General features: G+C 68.6%; 9 protein-coding genes and 2 tRNA genes. 1 reads left to right on the top strand and 10 read right to left on the bottom strand.

Features of this window, described 5'->3' with window-relative positions:
• Positions 1-49 precede the first annotated feature (49 nt).
• The 8 genes from AC6CH0_RS06875 to AC6CH0_RS06840 form a co-directional block, all read right to left on the bottom strand.
• Positions 50-1,513, bottom strand: coding sequence for an alpha/beta hydrolase domain-containing protein (locus tag AC6CH0_RS06875; RefSeq protein ID WP_498099062.1), 1,464 nt, complete (start codon positions 1,511-1,513; stop codon positions 50-52).
• Positions 1,514-1,732: 219 nt separating this feature from the next.
• Positions 1,733-6,574: a 3-keto-alpha-glucoside-1,2-lyase-like domain-containing protein gene (locus AC6CH0_RS06870; protein ID WP_498099060.1), complete on the bottom strand. Its 4,842-nt coding sequence runs from the start codon at positions 6,572-6,574 to the stop codon at positions 1,733-1,735.
• 163 nt (positions 6,575-6,737) lie between these two features.
• Positions 6,738-6,811: transfer RNA gene (locus tag AC6CH0_RS06865), tRNA-Met, on the bottom strand.
• Positions 6,812-6,846: 35 nt separating this feature from the next.
• Positions 6,847-6,918, bottom strand: a tRNA-Thr gene (locus tag AC6CH0_RS06860).
• Positions 6,919-7,018: 100 nt separating this feature from the next.
• A complete protein-coding gene (locus AC6CH0_RS06855) occupies positions 7,019-8,911 on the bottom strand; it encodes a glycoside hydrolase family 13 protein (protein WP_498099058.1) in 1,893 nt (630 codons plus the stop codon).
• 184 nt (positions 8,912-9,095) lie between these two features.
• Positions 9,096-9,989: a sugar ABC transporter permease gene (locus AC6CH0_RS06850; RefSeq protein WP_498101060.1), complete on the bottom strand. Its 894-nt coding sequence runs from the start codon at positions 9,987-9,989 to the stop codon at positions 9,096-9,098.
• Positions 9,990-10,087: 98 nt separating this feature from the next.
• Complete coding sequence (locus tag AC6CH0_RS06845; protein ID WP_498099056.1) at positions 10,088-11,707, bottom strand: ABC transporter permease subunit; 1,620 nt, start codon at positions 11,705-11,707, stop codon at positions 10,088-10,090.
• Between the two features lie 78 nt (positions 11,708-11,785).
• Positions 11,786-13,018, bottom strand: a complete 1,233-nt coding sequence (locus tag AC6CH0_RS06840) for a sugar ABC transporter substrate-binding protein (protein ID WP_498099054.1) — start codon at positions 13,016-13,018, stop codon at positions 11,786-11,788.
• Between the two features lie 182 nt (positions 13,019-13,200).
• Here AC6CH0_RS06840 and AC6CH0_RS06835 point away from each other — a divergent pair, with 182 nt between their 5' ends.
• Positions 13,201-14,892: a glycoside hydrolase family 13 protein gene (locus AC6CH0_RS06835; RefSeq protein WP_498099053.1), complete on the top strand. Its 1,692-nt coding sequence runs from the start codon at positions 13,201-13,203 to the stop codon at positions 14,890-14,892.
• Between the two features lie 62 nt (positions 14,893-14,954).
• On the opposite strand, the gene AC6CH0_RS06830 is transcribed toward AC6CH0_RS06835, so the two are convergent.
• Positions 14,955-15,329 carry a CHY zinc finger protein gene (locus AC6CH0_RS06830; RefSeq protein WP_498099052.1) on the bottom strand — a complete coding sequence of 125 codons (375 nt, stop codon included), beginning with the start codon at positions 15,327-15,329 and terminating at the stop codon, positions 14,955-14,957.
• Between the two features lie 20 nt (positions 15,330-15,349).
• The gene (locus AC6CH0_RS06825; protein ID WP_498099051.1) at positions 15,350-16,975 is read right to left on the bottom strand and encodes a M23 family metallopeptidase; all 1,626 of its coding nucleotides are present in this window, start codon (positions 16,973-16,975) and stop codon (positions 15,350-15,352) included.
• Positions 16,976-17,287 lie beyond the last annotated feature (312 nt).

Below are 17,287 nucleotides of genomic sequence, written 5' to 3'. Positions count from 1 at the left end.
GCTGCGCCCCGAACCCCTCTCGGGAGTTCGGGGCGCAGCCGCTGCAGTTTCAGCGAGCGACGTCCGAGTCCTTCGCTGCATTCACGGCAGCTTTCTCATCGAACTTCAGGAGGTAGCCGTCCTTCTGCGCCTCGTGCATTGCTGCGCGCACGAGCTTGACGTAGGTGTTGTGGCTCGCGTATCGCGCCGTCAACTCCTCGTCGGTGAAGTACCGGTGCTGGCCTGAGATTGAACAGGGGAACGCCTGGCCGTTGAGCGGCGTCACGAACGCGGTCGGGGCGATGAGCTGTGCGAGACGCACACCGCCGAGCGCATTCCCGTCGGCGTCGCGCACCGGCACGCCGGCGGCATCTCGGTCGAAGAGCTTCGAAGGCGCCGCCGCCTTCCCGGTCAGAATCCACGTGCGAACCGACTCGATGGCGGCGTTCAGCACCAGTCCGGTATCGACGGTGCTGAATGCCGGGAGCACGACACACGACGGCTCGATCCACTCCGTGAACGAGATCGGGCCGTTCGGGCCGAGCAGCGACTGATCACGAACCATGACGTCGTTCATGTACTGCGAGCCGTAGAGCGACGCATGCGTGCTGCCGGCGACCTCCCAGACGCGAGTGTGCTCGGCGGTGGTCCTCGGCAGGCCGAATGCGAACGCGTCGGAATTCACGCTGATCGCCGGCACCGCCTGGTCTGCGCGCAGCTGACCCGCTTGATCCTCATAGACGAAGCCGTCGAAGAGCCCCGAGAGCGGCTGGATCGTGTTGTAGTAGACGGTCAGGCGTGCAGCGGACTGCGACTGGCCTGACGCGATGATGTTCTGCACGTCGAGTCCGGGCAGCGGTTCGGGGGCCGTGTTGTCGACGAGCGCCTTCGACACCTGCGACATGATGTCCCATGACAGCGGATCGCCCGTGCAGAGCGATGCCGCGCCATCACCACACGCGCTGACGTCGACCGAGAGATCCCCGTATCGCTCCGGGCTCCATCGCTTGAGGTGTTCGACACCGACGCGCTGCGCCGAAACCGCGGCGACCGCGTAGCCCTCGCGCAAGAGATGCTCGTAGGCCTCGGCGAACAGGAACTCGCCGTCTTGCCCGGTGGTCACGTTGGCCCACTCGACGATCACGGTTCCATTGAAGTTCTCTGGCTGCGGCGCCCTGACCAGCACGCGCGTGCGATACGGCCAGTCGCCGTCGAGCACCTGCGCCGCCTGCAGCACGCCGGTCTCCGCGCCCGCATAGCGGTTCGCCGTGCCCTCGGCGTAGAACTCCCGCTCGGTGTAGCCGAGTGCCTCCAGATCGACCGCGGCAGCTCCGAGCGGCGTCGTGCCCGGCACGTCGACGGGGGTGAGGGCCGCGGCAGGCACCGGCGGCGCATCCGCCGCTGTCGCGCTCGATGCGAATGCAGCTGTCGGAGCCGCGACGAGCGCCGCGGTCATGATGAGCGGCAGGAGCGTTCTCGCGACGCTGCGAGACCTCCGTGCCGGATCGTGCTGGTGCTGGTGTTGGTGGCTCATGTTCACGAACTCCTTCGTCGCGTGGGAGTCATCTCCCGCCTTCACCGGGCTCGCGGACGCGAGCTCAGTGGCCTGACGGGTGCAGTCTCGTGCGAAGCCAGGTGCGCCGGCTTGCCGGTGCACGCACAACCCTTGTCGGCCGGCGCGCTGCCGTTCGGATGCGGTGCTCGACGGTGGGAGCGATGGCCTGGCCGGTCGGCGGGGCCGCGCGCTTCGGCGTCACTGGCAGGATGCCGCGGGAAGCTCGAACTCCTTGCGCACCTCCACCGGCTGCCCGTCGACGGTTGCCGAAGCGGTCAGGGAGATCACACCGCCGGGCGTCGAGGAGAGCCGCGCTGAAAACGCGGCCGTTGCGCGCGTTCCGGACTCGAGGATGCCGAGGTCCTTGCTGCCGAAGGGAGTCGCAACCGTCATCGCCACCGGAACGGTGTCGTTGTTCGCCGCGGTCACCACGACGACGACCTTGCCCGCGACGCACCGCGTCATCGGCGTGGCCGACACCGCCAGATCCGGCGCTTCCTCGGTCACGTCGGCGACGGCGAGCCACGAAATCACCGGCTTCTCGCTGCCGGCGCCTTCGTTGGTCACCACGTACTCGACCGTGGTCTGCTCCGAAACCGTGAAGGTGAGTGCTGCCGAAAGCGGCGTGTTCGTCGCTGAGAGCGCGACGTTGCCCTTGGCGAGCTCGACTCCCCCGGCTGCGACCGTGTGGTTCATGGTTCGGTTCAGTCCCCACCACTCGGCGAAGCCACCCGTGAGCGTGTAGGTACCGGCCTCGAGCGGGAGCCGATACGTCAGCTTCGTCGTGTCCTGGTACAACCCGGTCGAGTACTTGTCGTTGATGTCGGTCGTTCCCTTTACCCGCATGCCCTCGGCAACGTAGCCCCATTGAGTGGCGGAAGTCGATGCCTGATCGACCTTGTCGTTGCGCAGGCCAGGCACTGACCCCTTGACCGCCGTGTACTGCGGCGATTCGGCGCCGTTGGTGCCCGAATCGATGTAGTAGACGAGACGGGCTGGAACGATCTCGAAGCTCGCTACCACCGGCTGATCGGTCTCGGTGAGGCGGCCCGTCACGGTGAGCTTCGCGTACGCCGTGCGTTTCTGTGCGGCGGAGTCGGCATCCCACTCGACCGGTTGCTGCGTTCCGGCGACGTTCACCGTGTGCGGAAGATCGTCGTCGACGCCGAGAGCGCTCTGCACGCCGAGGTCGCGCGGCATGCTCTGCACGTAGACCAGAGCCAGCCGCGCGTTGTAGCCCGTCGTTCCAGTGGTGCCGAACTCGAGGGCGACGACGGTCTCGGCATCCAACGTCAGAGTCTGCGACACGGGCGTCGCCGTCCCGGTCGACACAGCGGTCTTCGTGCTCGTCGAGCCCGCAGCCGTCACTTTCGAGGAGACGTTGGTCGTGAGCCCCGCGCGCGGAGCCTGAACGCCGACCACGTTGTACGAGCCGGCCGGAAGCGTGAGGTGGTAGGTGACCGGCTTGTTGTAGTCGGCACCGACGTACGACGAGGCCCAGTCCTGAGGCGTTCCGGCGGCCGCTGCGGTGGCGGCGGTCGCATACCCCCACGTCGTTCCGGTTACCACGCCGTCCCACTTCTCATCAGCGCTGTCGTTGCGCAGACTGTCGGATGCTGCGACCGCGGCGTACGCGGAGCCGGCAGTCGCACCCGACGAGCCCGAGTCGATGAAGTACTCGAGGTTTGCGGGCACAACCAGGACGGTGGCACTGAAGCGCTGATAGAGGCCCGACTGGAGCTTCTCCGTCGAGCGTCCGGTCGCCGCGAAGGTCGCGAGTTCCGCCGTGGTTGCTGCGCTCGCGACGGAGCCCTGGCCCCACGTCACGGCCACCGCGGCACCGCCGAGTTCCAGGGTCGCCGGCAGCGCTCGGCCGGAGGACGTGATGGTGACCACGCCCAGCTCGAGCACGTCGGGGCTGACGTCCTTCGGCGTCAACTGGTCTGCCGCAGCGGCAAGGCGCGCGGCGAGAGCGACGGAGCCCTCCGCGTCGAGGCCGTACTGAACCGTCTCGGCGACGGCCGAGCGGGCGTCTGCGAGCACGGCCGCGAACAACGCCCACGTCTCCGGGCTGAACTCGCTCTCAACGAGATCGTCGACCGCATCGATCGCGGCGGCGAGCGCCGCCGTGTCCACGTGCGCCGAATCGGCCGTCGCGGTGATCACGCCGACCGCGTCCACGTTGAGGGCGCTGTCGTTCGCCGTTCTGACGGTGACGGTGTGCTCGGCGTTGCTGAGGCCGCGAAGCTGGAAGGTCGTGCGCTCGCTTCCGGTGCTCCACGTGGGGGCTGCTGCAGCCACGGTGACACCGTCCACGACGACGTCGAGGGTCGCAGAACCTGGGTTGGTGCCGATGATGTCGAGCCCGGTGCCGGTGAAGGTGTACGTCATTGCGGCGCCCCGCGCCGTGCTCTTCGACGCCGTGCGCTGCCACTCGAACATTCCCTGGCCGTTGACATGGCTCCAGCTCTCGTCGAACTCGAGCACGGGCGCCGAGGTGTCATCCCAGCTGGTCTGATGCATGCCGTCGATGATGGTGGCGTAGTAGGGCGTGTACGCCGCGATCGTCTCGACCCTCAGGTTGTCGAACTGCACGAAGTTGAAGGTCGAGCCGAGTTGGATGCGGCCCGCGGCCTGCGGTGCGGCGTCGGTGTAGGAGGCGATCTCCACGCCGTTCACGTGCGCCTTGTACACCGCACCGGTCACCGAGACGGCGATGTTGTTCCACACGCCTGCACCGGTCTCGAAACTGGTTGCAGGCACGTCGGTGACGGTACCGGTCGACAGCGTCGCGCCGAAGCGCATGAACGTCCAGGTGCCCGACGGGTCGATCTTCAGCTCGGCGGCCGAGGTGTTCTGCCCGTTCGCCGTGCCGCCTTGCTGACGGGCTCCGACGCTGGCGTACTGCGAGCCGGTCGCCTCGAAGAGGATGTCGGTCGAGACGGTGTAGTTGGCCCAGCGGGCGTCACCAAGGGTGGTCTTCGGGTCGCCGCCGTTCCACGCGGCACCAGCCATGCCCGGCCCGACCTGCTGCCGTAGGACGCGTCCGTGCGTAGCGTCCGCTGTGGCGACGGACTCGAATGCGCCGTTCATATCGTTGGTGTACCGGGGCGTGACGCCCTCGTCTTCCGGTTGGATGCTCGGCGTACCGTCGGGCTTGGCGCGGCTGCCACGGCTTTCGAGGAACGACTCGCCGGTGTCGACGAGCCCACCGGTCTCCGGGTCGTAGCCCTTCACCGTGCCCTGCTCGGCGTAGTCGAAGTCGTCGGCGTACAGCACGTTGTCGTCAGTCACCCCGTTGACCGCGCCACTCGGGTCGGTGTCGAGCACGTCGCGACCGCCGTCGGCGTTCGTGTACTCCGGGGTGCTCGGCAATGTGCTGCCGTAGCCCTCGCTCGCGATGAGGGAACCGTCGCCTGCCGCCGCCGCGTGGTCGAGAGTCGTGATGGTGACCATCGACCACGGCTTGACGTCGACCGTGTAGGTGCCGTCGACGGTCGGCGCGATCTCGGCGATGGGAGCGAGATAGTTCGCGTCGAAGGCGCGGCCCGCGTCGGCCGCACGGGTCTCCCAGACCTCCGCGGTCTCGTCGGTGCCCAGGCTGAGCCCTTCGGCTCGGATGCTGTAGGTCTTCGTGAACTTGCTGTCGTTGATGATGACGGTGGAGAAGTCGGACGCGTCCGGCGCGGCCAGCGTCGTGTACGACGCACCGCCGGCTCGGGCGCCGCCCGGCGGACTACCGGTGCCGAGCTCACTGCCCGATGCGTTGGGGATCGCACGCCAGACGCCTGCGGTGTTGTCGTCGTTCTCCCAGCCCAGCTCGGCGAACTGGGTGAAGTGCTCGATGACGGCAAGACCGCCGTCGTAGTACAGCCACCCCGACCAGGGGTCGCGGGCGCTGACGAGTTCCTTCGACGCGTACTGCGACCCGTCGTAGAACGACCCGATCGCCGGCTGGAAGATGTTGAGCGTGCGACGAGAGGCGTGGAACCCGGTGGTGACCCAGTTGCCCATCTCGAGCGCGCTGTTCGGACCACCGAACCCGGTACCGACACCGCCCTGCTCGTCTGCGTTCGTGTTGTTCGGCCGGTCGGCGGAGTTCGAGAAGGTCGACTGCCCTTCGGAGTTCCACACTTCCTGATCGAGCTGCTCGGCGATCTTCTTCATGTTGCCGGCGCTGTCGTCGGCGCTGGAGTAGTGGAAGCCGACGACATCGACCGCGTCGCGCAGTGACGGATCCGACCCCGTCATCGCGTTGCCGAACGACAGCGGAGGCGTTCCGACGGTGTCGGCTGCGACGGTCTCGATGGCACGGTACAGCCGCCGCTCCTCGTCGGAGACGAACCCGTTGTTCGGGTCATCCGCCGTCGCCCCCTGGTAACCGGAGGTGTCATTGCGGAGCCAGCCGGAGAAGTCTCGGTACAGCTGGATGTCGGGGTTGTTGGTCTCGTTGGTGTCGGGGTTGATGGAGTCGACCATGACGCCGAACTCGCGAGATGCCGCCAACACGGTGTTCTTGAACCACACGTACTGGTCCTGGTGGCTCGTCACCCATGTCGGGCGGCTCCAGCGGAGGATGCTGACGTGAAGGTCGCCGTGAGCGACGAGTTGCGCATCCGCGGCGAGCTGGAACCCTGGCTCGCGGAGCACGTTCGGGTACTCGTCTCTCGAGCGCATCGTCGCGGCGTTCGGTCCGGTCGAGGTGTTTCGGTCGTTGCCCATCTCGATCTTGATCGTGTTCATGATGGGGTTGTCGCCGCCGAACAGCGTCTCGATCATCTCCCAGTACTTCTCGGGATGCTGCGACTTGTAGTCCAGCAGTAGCGCACTGGTGGAATTGGCCGTGAGTACGCCGAACCCTTTGAACGTGAGTCCATTGCGGTTCTCGGCCGCCGCTGCCACATCCGCGCCATCCACGATGACGGTGACCGGCTCGGCGCCGGCAGCCGCGGCGTGGGAGACGGGGAGCACGACAGTGGCCAGCGCAAGCGCGGCCACCGTGACGGCGCTGGTGATCCGGGTCGATGACATCTTCGTCATGGATGATTCCTCGTCTTCGAAAGAGCCCACTTGGGTCGAAGGGTAGGAAAGCACGCCGGCAGTGCGTACGGAAGCATTCGAACTTGGCTGTTCCGAATCACACAGATACGAACACGCACCGCCATGAGCCGTGCCGCGCGCAGGGAGAGCTGAAGTCTGACAGTAGCGAGGGCGGGACTCGAACCCGCGACACCACGATTATGAGCCGTGTGCTCTAACCACCTGAGCTACCCCGCCGGGTAGGCCTCGACGGCAGAACCGAAGAGAACCAGAGCCCCGAGTCAGGATTGAACTGACGACCCCTTCCTTACCATGGAAGTGCTCTACCACTGAGCTATCGGGGCGCGCTGCCACAATCGGCAACCGTACGAGGATATCACTTCTGCGGAGTGCCGCCGAACCGTGACCACGAGCGTGCGCCGGTCTCACTGCACGGGCGTCGGTTCATGCAGGCACGCCCTGCCACGACGGGGTCGCGACGCCCGGCAAGGCGACCGCAGCGAAACCCGCACCGTCGATCTGCAGCGTGATTCGACCAGCGGATGCCTCGAGCCTCACGTCGCCGAACAGACTCGTCGCGGCATCCGACCCGGCCAGCCCGTCGGCGTCGAATTCGAGCACCGCCGCCGCCCGCGAGGCGACGACGAGCACCGTCTCTGCAGCCGACTCTCGCACGAATGCCACCGCATCATCGTCGACAGCGAGCCAGCGGATGCCGCCGCTCGCGAGCACCGGGTGGTCGCGGCGCAGCCGGAGCAGCTCGCGATACAAATCGAGCACAGGGGCGACCTCGGCCGACGCCTCACTCCCCCACGGAATCGGCGTGCGCGACGCCTCACCGTCTTCGCCGGTAAGCCCGAACTCGTCGCCGGCCCAGACCACCGGGATGCCGGGCAGGGTGACCGCGAGGCCGAGGGCCGCCGGCACCGTGCCGGGCCGGGCGTGCGTCGCGAACCGCGGGGTGTCGTGCGTGTCGAGCGCGTTCATGGTGGCCAGACGCGTGCGCCACGGGAACCCGGCGGCGAACCGCAGGTGCGTGGCGTGGAAGTCGCCGCCCGTGAACGACGGCACTCGCTGCAGGGCGAAGCCGATGCCGCCGCCGCCGGGGCTGCCGGGTTCGAGCAGCCAGCTCCAGAGCGGCCTCGTGAACGGCGTGTAGGTCATCGCCCCGTGCCACGCATCGCCCTGGAAGTCGCTCGCCGCGTCGTTCGTGGACTCGCCGAGCAGGATCGTGTCGGGGTTCACGTCGATCATCGTGCGGCGGATCGTCTGACGCACCTCGGCGTTCAGGTCGGTCTCGCCGAGCCGCCCGGTCATGTTCGCGACGTCGATGCGCCAGCCGTCGAGGTTGAACGGCGGGGCGAGGAAGCGCGCGACCACCGAGTCTCGACCCTCGATGAAGCGCCGGCGCAGTTCGGTCGAGCTCCAGTCGAGCTTCGGCAGGCTCGGCACGCCGAGCCATGACTCGTAGCCGCCGCCGTGCGCCTCGTCGCGGAAGAAGTAGAACTCGCGCTCGGGCGCCGCCGGGTCGGCCTGGGCAGCACGGAACCACTCGTGCGCATCGCCCGAGTGGTTCGAGGTCAGGTCGCCGATCACGCGGATGCCGCGCGCGTGCGCCGCCTCGACGAGCCTCACGAGCGCGTCGTCGCCGCCCAGCAGGGGATCGACGAGGTCGAAGGTCGAGGCGTCGTACCGGTGATTCGAGCGTGCTGGGAAGACCGGCGTCAGGTAGAGCAGGTCGACGCCGAGCGACTCGAGGTGGTCGAGCTTCTCGCGCACCCCGTCGAGGTCGCCGCCGAAGAGCTGCTTCGAGCGCCCGGGGTAGACCGGGTCGACGGGGTCGCTCCAGTCGGCCGGCATCGCCCATTCGGGCAGCGCGCCCTCGGCCCTGAGCGTGTCGAACGGGGCATCGCCCGACCTCGCGAACCGGTCGGGGAACACCTGGTACATGACGCTCGACGCCGCCCACTCGGGCGCCGCCTCATGGGCGAGGAGCTTGAAGTCGTCGTGGTCGCGCGTCTCGACCGCCGACAGGCCGAGCTGGTTCAGCCAGTGCTGACGCCCGTCAGCGCCGACGAGCAGCCAGCGGTAGCCGTGCACGGGGTTCTCGACCTCGACGGCCGCCTGCCACCACTGCCAGCCGTCGATCGTCGCGATGAGGGATGCCTCGTCGAACCGCGGCTCGCGGTTCGGGTTCGACCGGGTGCCGACCCACGAGAGCGGCCCGAACGACTCGGACACCCGCAGCCGAACCTGCACGACCTCGCCGAGCGCAGGCGCCGGGGTCGAGACGTGCAGCGGGGATCCGTCATGATGCGGTGTCAGGGCCTCTGGCATGAGTCCACCTTTCCATCACCCACCCACGGCACCTGCAGCAATTCAGGATGGGAGTGGCGAGTCGCTATCGAAATGACACCGGCAGCGGCGCGACACGCCTCCGCTCCTGAATTGCTGCGAGGTCGGGAAGAGACATTGCTGAGAAGCCAGGAAGAGGGTGGCCCGGCCGACGCGAGAGTGCTGGCTACTTCACGGCGCCGGCGGTGAGCCCGCCGACGATGTACTTCTGCAGGAAGAGGAAGAGCGCCACCACCGGCAGCGCCGCGATCACGGCGCCGGCCGAGAACGCGCTCCAGTCGGCGTAGCGCGGGTTCGAGACGAGCTTGGTGAGGCCCACGGCGAGCGTCTGCTGCTCGGTATCGATGAGCAGCACGGATGCCACGACGAACTCGTTGACCGACGCGATGAACGAGAGCAGCGCCACGACCGAGAGGATCGGCGCGACGAGCCGAAGGATGATCGTGAAGAAGATCCGTGCGTGCCCCGCGCCGTCGAGCTTCGCCGCCTCGTCGATCGAGGCGGGCACCGTGTTGAAGAAGCCGTACATGAGGTACGTGTTCACACCCAGCGCGCCGCCGAGGTACACCATGATGAGGCCGAGGTGCGTGTTCAAGCCGATCGCGGGGAACCAGTCGCCGATCGCGCTCATCAGCAGGAAGATCGCGACGACCGCGAGCAGCTGCGGAAACATCTGCACGACGACGATCGAGATGAGCCCGAAGCGACGGCCCGTGAACCGCATGCGTGAGAAGGAGTACGCCGCGAGCGCACCGAGGAACACCGTCGCGACCGCGGTGATGCCCGCGATCATGAGGGTGTTGCCGAACCACGTGAGGAACGGAACCTTGGGGTCGGTGAGGATGCGCACGAAGCTGTCGATGCCGATCTTCGAGAAGAGCGCGTTCGACCCGGTGAGCGTGCCCTGCGGGTTCAGCGCCGACGAGATCACGAACACGATCGGGAAGAGCGAGAAGAGCACCATCACGACGCCGACGATGTGGCGCCAGCCGGTCGCCCGGAACCAGCGGCCGAACTGGAACGGCTTGCGCGGCATCGGCGCGCGGGGGGCGGAGCCCATCACCGAGACGCTCGCGCGCGTCGAGGCATCCGCGAACTCGTCGATCTCACCGGCGATGAGGCCGGTCGGCGTACCGGGAACTGGCTGCTGCGCGGACATCAGTTGAGCTCCTCGAGCGACTTGGTGCGACGGAAGGCGATGACCGAGATCACGGCCACGATGATGAAGATGATGATCGAGTACGCGCTCGCGAGGCCGTAGTCACGCGTCTGCCCGGTGAACGCCACCTTGTAGACCATCGAGATCAGGATGTCGGTGAACCCGACGGGAATCGGCGCGTTCGAGTCGCGCGGCCCACCGTCGGTGAGCATGTAGATCACGTTGAAGTTGTTGAAGTTGAACGCGAACGACGCGATGAGCAGCGGCGCGACCGAGACGAGCAGCAGCGGCAGCTTGATGAGCCGGAACACGGCCCATGGTTTCGCGCCGTCGACGGTCGCGGCCTCTTGCAGCTCATCGGGGATCGACTGCAGCGCACCCGTGCACACGAGGAACATGTACGGGAATCCGAGCCAGAGGTTCACGATGAGCACCGAGACCTTGGCGAGCACCGGGTCGGTGAGCCACGGCACGGATGCCCCGCCGAGCAGCACCTGGTTGATGAATCCGAAGCTCTCGTTCATCATGCCGGCCCAGACGAGTGCCGAGAGGAACGAGGGGATCGCGTACGGCAGGATCATCAGCACGCGGTAGTACTTGCGGCCCCGCATGCGCATGTCGTTGAAGACGATCGCGAGGAACAGGCCGAGGAAGAACGTCGACGCGACCGAGATGAGTGCGAACGCGAAGGTCCACAGCGTGACGTAGATGAGCGGGCCCGCGAGGCGCTCGTCGGTGACGGCGCGCACGAAGTTGTCGAAGCCGACCACGATCTGCCAGCCCGGCAGCAGCTCTTCGCCCTGGTCGGAGGTGAACGCACCCGTGCCGAGGTCGGAGTAGACGGTGCCGGTGTCGAGGTTCGTCATCGTGCCGGCAGCCTCGTCGTACTCGAGGTTCGAGAGGTAGAGGTAGGCGCTCGACCCGTCGGGAGTGCGCAGCGCCCCGTCGTTCGGGTCGTCGGAGAACGGCACCGCGAGCTCGGTGATCTCGTCGGTGCGGGCGATGACGTCGGCGAAGCTCAGGGTGCTCCAGCCGTCGATGGCGACGGCCTTGCCGCCCTCCATCTCGGCGTCGACCTCGTCGAGCGGCTGCTCGTTCGTGCCGACGCTGGCCTGGCCGTCGGGGTCGGTCACCAGCAGGCCGAGCGTGCCGCCCTGGTCGACGACCGTGACCGGGTAGGTGGGCGAGTCCTCGACGCGCTCGAGCGACGAGGCCATGAGCGAGCTGACCGCCTGCTCCTTCGAGCCGTTGTGGCCCGTGCCGTAGTTGGTGAAGGCGATGTAGCCCGTGTAGACGAGCACGAACACCTGGAAGATGACGAGGAAGATGACGCCCGGCGCGAGGTACTTCGCCGGAAGCTTGCGTCGCGAGAAGTAGATCCAGTTGACGATCACGGTCACGACGGCGACGATGGCCGCGACGAGCCACTGGCCGGCGCTCGCGAGGATGACGACGCCGTAGACCGCGATCGCGTCGACGATGCCGAGCAGCAGCAGCTTCACCAGCAGCATCTTCACCCCGCCGGATGCCGCGTCGGCGATGTTCGCCGCACGACGCTGGCGCTTCGTCGGCTTCGGCGTGGTCTCGGGCGTGACCTCGTCGTCGATCGTGGTGCTCATGCTGCTCGCTCTTCTCGTCGCACGTGAGTGCTCCGGGCCGGATGCCGTGGCGACATCCGACCCGGAGCTGCTCTGCCGTTACTTGCTGATCGCAGCCTGCACGTCAGCGGTCAGCTTCTGCCAGGTGGCGACGGGGTCGGCACCGTTGATGATGTCGGCCTCGGCGATGCCCCAGTACTGCCAGACGGCGCCCATGGCGGGAATCGCGGGCATCGGCACGGCCTCTGCACCGACGGCGGCGAAGCCGGCGACGATCGGGTCTTCCGACGCGGTCTCGGCTGCGGCGCTCAGCGCGGGCAGCACGTTGCCGGCCTTGAAGAGCTCGAGCTGCACGTCTTCGGTGCCGAGGTAGTTGACGAGGAAGTCGTTCGCGGCGACCTTGTTCTTCGACTCGGACGAGATGAAGAAGCCCTTCACGCCGGCGAACGGCGACGCAGCCTCAGCGGTCGGGCTCGGCACGGTGTCGATCGCGACGTTGATGCCGGCGTCGGTCGCTGCGCCGACGTTCCACGGGCCGGTCAGCCAGAAGGCCGCCGTGCCGTCGAGGAAGGCCTGCTTGGCGATGTCGCCGTCGACGTCGGTGTTGAAGACGCCGGTGCCGTTCTTGCCCTGGCTGCCGAGCCACGTCGCGAACTGCTCGCCGCCGGCGTTGCCGAGCTGCAGGTCGGTCGGGTCGTAGCCCTGGTCGTTGCTGCCGAAGACGGGAGCGCCGAACGCGGTCTGGAACGGGTAGAGGTGGTAGGGGTTGCCCTCTGCACCCTGCTCGACGACGAACGGCTGGGCGAGGCCCGCGGCCTGGCCCTTCGCGATCATGTCGTCGAAGCTCGCTGCGGCCTCGGGAACGAGGTCGGCGTTGCGCAGCACGGCGATGTTCTCGACCGCGTAGGGAAGCATGTAGACGGTGCCCTCGTAGGTCGACGCGTCGATCGCGACCGGGAGGTAGTCGGCGGCGGAGTCGCCGAGCTCGATCGGGGCGACGACGCCGTTCGTCGAGAGCTCGCCCAGCCAGTCGTGCGCACCCATCGTGATGTCGGGGCCCTTGCCCGTCGGCACCTGCTGGATGAAGTCGTCTTTGATGTCGGCGTTGTCCTTGCCGACGAGCTCGACCTTCACGCCCTTCTCCTCGGAGTACGCGTCGGCTGCAGCCTGCAGCGCGTCGACCCGCTCGGCGTCGACCCAGACCGTCAGCGTGCCGCTCGACGAGGCCTCGCCTTCGGAGCCGCTGTCGCCGGCGGAGCAGCTCGCGAGACCGAGCGTCGCGATGACTGCGACGGCCCCGGCAGCGAGGAGGCTCTTCGTGTTCACCCTCATTGGTGTGCCCTTCTCAGTGTGCGTGGGATTGCCCGCATGATGCAAGCGATTACAGGTATACCCTGCGCGAGGCCCTTTACCAAACTGCTGCGCCAGCATCGATACCGGTTTGTAACCAACAGGTGAAGCTCTCTGACTGCAAGCGTTTCCATCAGGTGACGGGATGTCGTACAGTTTCCGTCATGACTTCCGAATGGTGGCGCACTGCCGCGATCTACCAGATCTACCCGCGGTCCTTCGCCGACGCGAACGGCGACGGCATGGGCGACCTCGCCGGCATCACCTCACGGCTCGTGGCCCTGCAAGAGCTCGGCATCGACGCCATCTGGCTCTCGCCGTTCTACACCTCGCCCCAGCGCGACGCCGGCTACGACGTCGCCGACTACTGCGACGTCGACCCGCTCTTCGGCACCCTCGCCGACTTCGACGAGATGGTGGCCGAGGCGCACGCCCGCGGCATCCGCGTGATCGTCGACCTCGTCCCGAACCACTCCTCCGACGCGCACGAGTGGTTCCAGGCCGCGCTCGCGGCGCCCCCCGGCAGCCCCGAGCGCGCCCGGTACCTCTTCCGCGACGGCCGCGGCCCCGACGGTGCCGAGGCGCCGAACAACTGGGAGTCGGTCTTCGGCGGCCCCGCGTGGACCCGGGTGCTCGAGGCCGACGGCACCCCGGGCCAGTGGTACCTGCACCTCTTCGACAGCTCGCAGCCCGACTTCGACTGGACCAACGACGAGGTGCGCGAGAAGTTCCGCGACATCCTCCGCTTCTGGCTCGATCGCGGCGTCGACGGGTTCCGCGTCGACGTCGCCCACGGCATGATCAAGGCCGAGGGGCTGCCCGACTACACGCCCCCGGCCGAGGGCGGCAGCATGGGCGGCGCGGCGGGCCTCACCGCCGAGACATCCGGAGTTGCGCTCGAGCCCGAGATCTCGGCCGAGCCAGGTGACGGTGCACCCTACTGGGGCCAGGATGGCGTGCACGAGATCTACCGCGATTGGCGCGCACTGCTCGACGAGTACGCCGGCGAACGCATCCTCGCGGCCGAGGCCTGGGTCGACCCGCTCCCCCGCGTGGCGAAGTGGGTGCGCCCCGATGAGATGCACCAGGCGTTCAACTTCGCCTACCTCGAGACGCCATGGAAGGCCGAGGCGCTGCGCCACGTCATCGACGCCTCCCTCGATGCTTTCGGCTCGGTCGGCGCCCCGTCGACCTGGGTGCTCTCCAACCACGATGTCGTACGGCACGCGACCCGGCTCTCGGTCACCGAGGCGAACCCGCAGGGCCACGGTCTCGGACCGCGCTCGAAGGGGCTTCCCGAGTACGCGACCGGCGTGCGCCGGGCTCGCGCCGCGACGGCGCTCATGCTCGCGCTTCCCGGCTCGGCGTACCTGTACCAGGGCGAGGAGCTCGGCCTGCCCGAGGTCATCGACCTGCCCGACGACGCCCGTCAGGATCCGACGTGGTTCCGCACCGCCGGCGAGCGCTACGGCCGCGACGGATGCCGCGTGCCGCTGCCGTGGGAAGGCTCAGCGCCCTCGTACGGCTTCGGGCCGACGGACGCGTCGTGGCTGCCGCAGCCCGCGCAGTGGGCATCGCTGGCACGTGACCGGCAGCAGGGCGACCCGACCTCGACCCTCTCGCTCTACCGTGACGCGCTCGCACTGCGGCGCGCGCGCGAGCTCGGTGCCGGTGCGGTCGAATGGCTGCCCGGGTTCCCCGAGTCGGTCGTGGCGTTCCGCAACGGCGACGTGGTCGTGATCGCCAATACCGGCGATGCCGCGGTCGAGCTGCCAGAGGGCGAGGTGCTGCTCTCGAGCGAAGCCCTCGCCGGTCGCGTGCTGCCCGCCGATACGACGGCGTGGCTCACGGCGTAGCTCGCGGCGCCGGTCGCGCAGCGCTGCCCGCGCTGCGAGCCGTAGCTCGACGCGAACGTGTCTCACACGTCGTCGAAGTACAGATCCCAGTGCAGGCGGCAGCGCGGGTTGAAGTCCGCGGCGCAGGCCGGGCAGGAGTCGGTCGAGCGGTAGGCGCTCACCGAGAACTGCGTGCCGCAGACTCCGCAGAGGATGCCCGGCGCATCCCACTCGGCCCTGGGTACCCGCACGACCGGGTGCGACGCCGTTTCGTCGTGACAGGAGTGGCACGGGTAGTACCGGTCGCAGCAGGCGAACCGGATGGCGACGACGTCGACGCTCGTGGCGTAGTGCACGCAGCGGGTCTGGTCGTCGACGGTGCGGCCGTGCACGTGCGGCCGCACGCTGGCCTGCGCGAGCGTCGGCCCGATCGCCGCGGCATCCGTCGACTCGTGCATCGCGGCCTTCTCTGCGGACGTCAGTTCGTGTGGTCGTAGAGCCAGACGAGCGGGTCGACCTTGGTGCCGTTGATACCGCCTATGCGGATCTCGAAGTGCAGGTGCGGGCCCGTCGACATGCCCGTGTTGCCCGTCTGTCCGATGGGATCGCCGACCTTCACGGTCTCGCCGACCTCGAAGCGCCGCGAGCCGTCGACCATGTGCGCGTAGACGCTCGTCACGGTCTCGCCGTCGATGACATGGTCGATCATCATGACCACGCCGAGGGATCCACCGGAGTCCGTCGAGTTCGACACCACTCCGTCGGCGATCGCCTGGATCTCGGCGCCGAGCCCGGGGTTGAAGTCCTGACCACCGTGATCGCTCGAGCAGCCCGCGCAGTCGCGGTAGCCGAACCGGTCGCCGATGTGCACGCCCACCGCGAAGGGCCACTGGATGGTGCCCGCCGGGTTGTTGGTGAACGTCGCCTCGGCGCGGATGCCGGCCGCACGCGCGTACTCGTCGATCGTCTGCGTCTCGTAGCCCTCGCGCTCGACCGTTTGGGCGAGGGTGCCGCCCGTGATCTCGACGCGCTGGCCGGGCTCGCTGTCGAGCGTCGCGCTCTCGAGGGCCATGGCCTGCACCTCGGCGGGCGAGAGCAGCGAGAGTGCGGGCACCGAGGTCGTGATGAGGAGTAGCGCGGCGAATCCCATGGCCGCGAGGCCGCTGGCCACGCGAGTCACGCGGCGCGGACCCTTCACGCGACCGTTGCCAGGGGGGCGGCCCGGTGCGGACGCCGCGGTCGCGGTGCCTCGACGTACACGCCCGCCGGACGCGACGGCGGCACCGGCCGCACGCCGCGACCGGCTGTCGGCGTCGCGGACGACACCGGTCGACGGCTGCCACGGGATGCGGTGATGCTCGAGGTCTGCGATCGCGGGAGCGGCGCTCTCGGACGCCGCTGCCACGAGGGTTTCGCGGCTGACGAGGGCACGCCGGCCGGAGGGGACGCCCGTGTTCGCACTACCGAGCTCGGGAAGCGACGCTGTCGGCACGGCCTCGACGACCGGCTCGGGCAGCGCGCTCGCCGACTCGATGAGGGCGGCGAAGTCGGCGGTGGGAGCGGTGACCGCAGGCACGACCGCAGGCACGGCTGCTGGTGCGCTCCGACGAGGCCCGGACGCGCTCGACGTCGTGTCGGCATTCGCCGCCGCGTCGGCCTTCGCCGCCTTGCGCTCGGCGCGCGACAGCCGCGGCGAGCGCTTCGACGACTGCTCACGACGTGACGCGCGCGAGACCTCGGGCTCGGGTTCGACGTCGCCGAGACCGGCGAAGATCGCATCGAAGGCACCGCTGCCCGGCACGGTCTCGGGCGCATCCGCAGGTGCAGACGCGGTCAGAGGAGCGGCAGCCACGACGACCTCAGGGGCGGTCGCAGCAGGCGCCGGCTGCGCAGCGGGTGCGGCGGCGAACGCAGCGGCCGGGGCCGGCAGCGCAGCCGGCACGGCAGGGAACGCAGGGGCGGGGGCGGCCTGAGCAGCGGGCGCGGGCGCCTGCGGCTCGACGACGGGAGCAGGTGCAGGTGCAGGTGCAGAAACAGCGAAGGCCGAGTTCCTGTCGACGGGAAGGTCGACCGGCTCGGCCTGGGGTGTCGGAGCGAGGGGCATCGGGAGAGCAGAGGGCGATGAAGCAGCGGCACGCCGGGGTCGAAGCGAGCCGGCTGCAGGAGCGGCCGGGCCGGGGGCCGGAACAACCGCCGCCGGGGTGAACATCGCTTGCCACGAGACGTCCGTCGCTGCCGGTTCGCGGCCCGCCTGCTGGGCATCGCCCGGCTGACCTGCCTGCCCGTACGACGTCTGGCCGCCGGCTCGATGCGCCTCAGCGGCTTCGCGCTCACGCAGCTCTCGACGGGTCAGGGGTCGCTCGGGCCGCAAAGGGGCCTGGGTGCCTGGCGATGAACCGTCGGGCACGAGGGGGGA

The sequence above is a fragment of the Agromyces sp. GQ35 genome (genome assembly GCF_059758475.1).
Note: the sequence above shows the minus strand (reverse complement) of the source record. Positions and strands in the feature narration are given on the sequence as shown.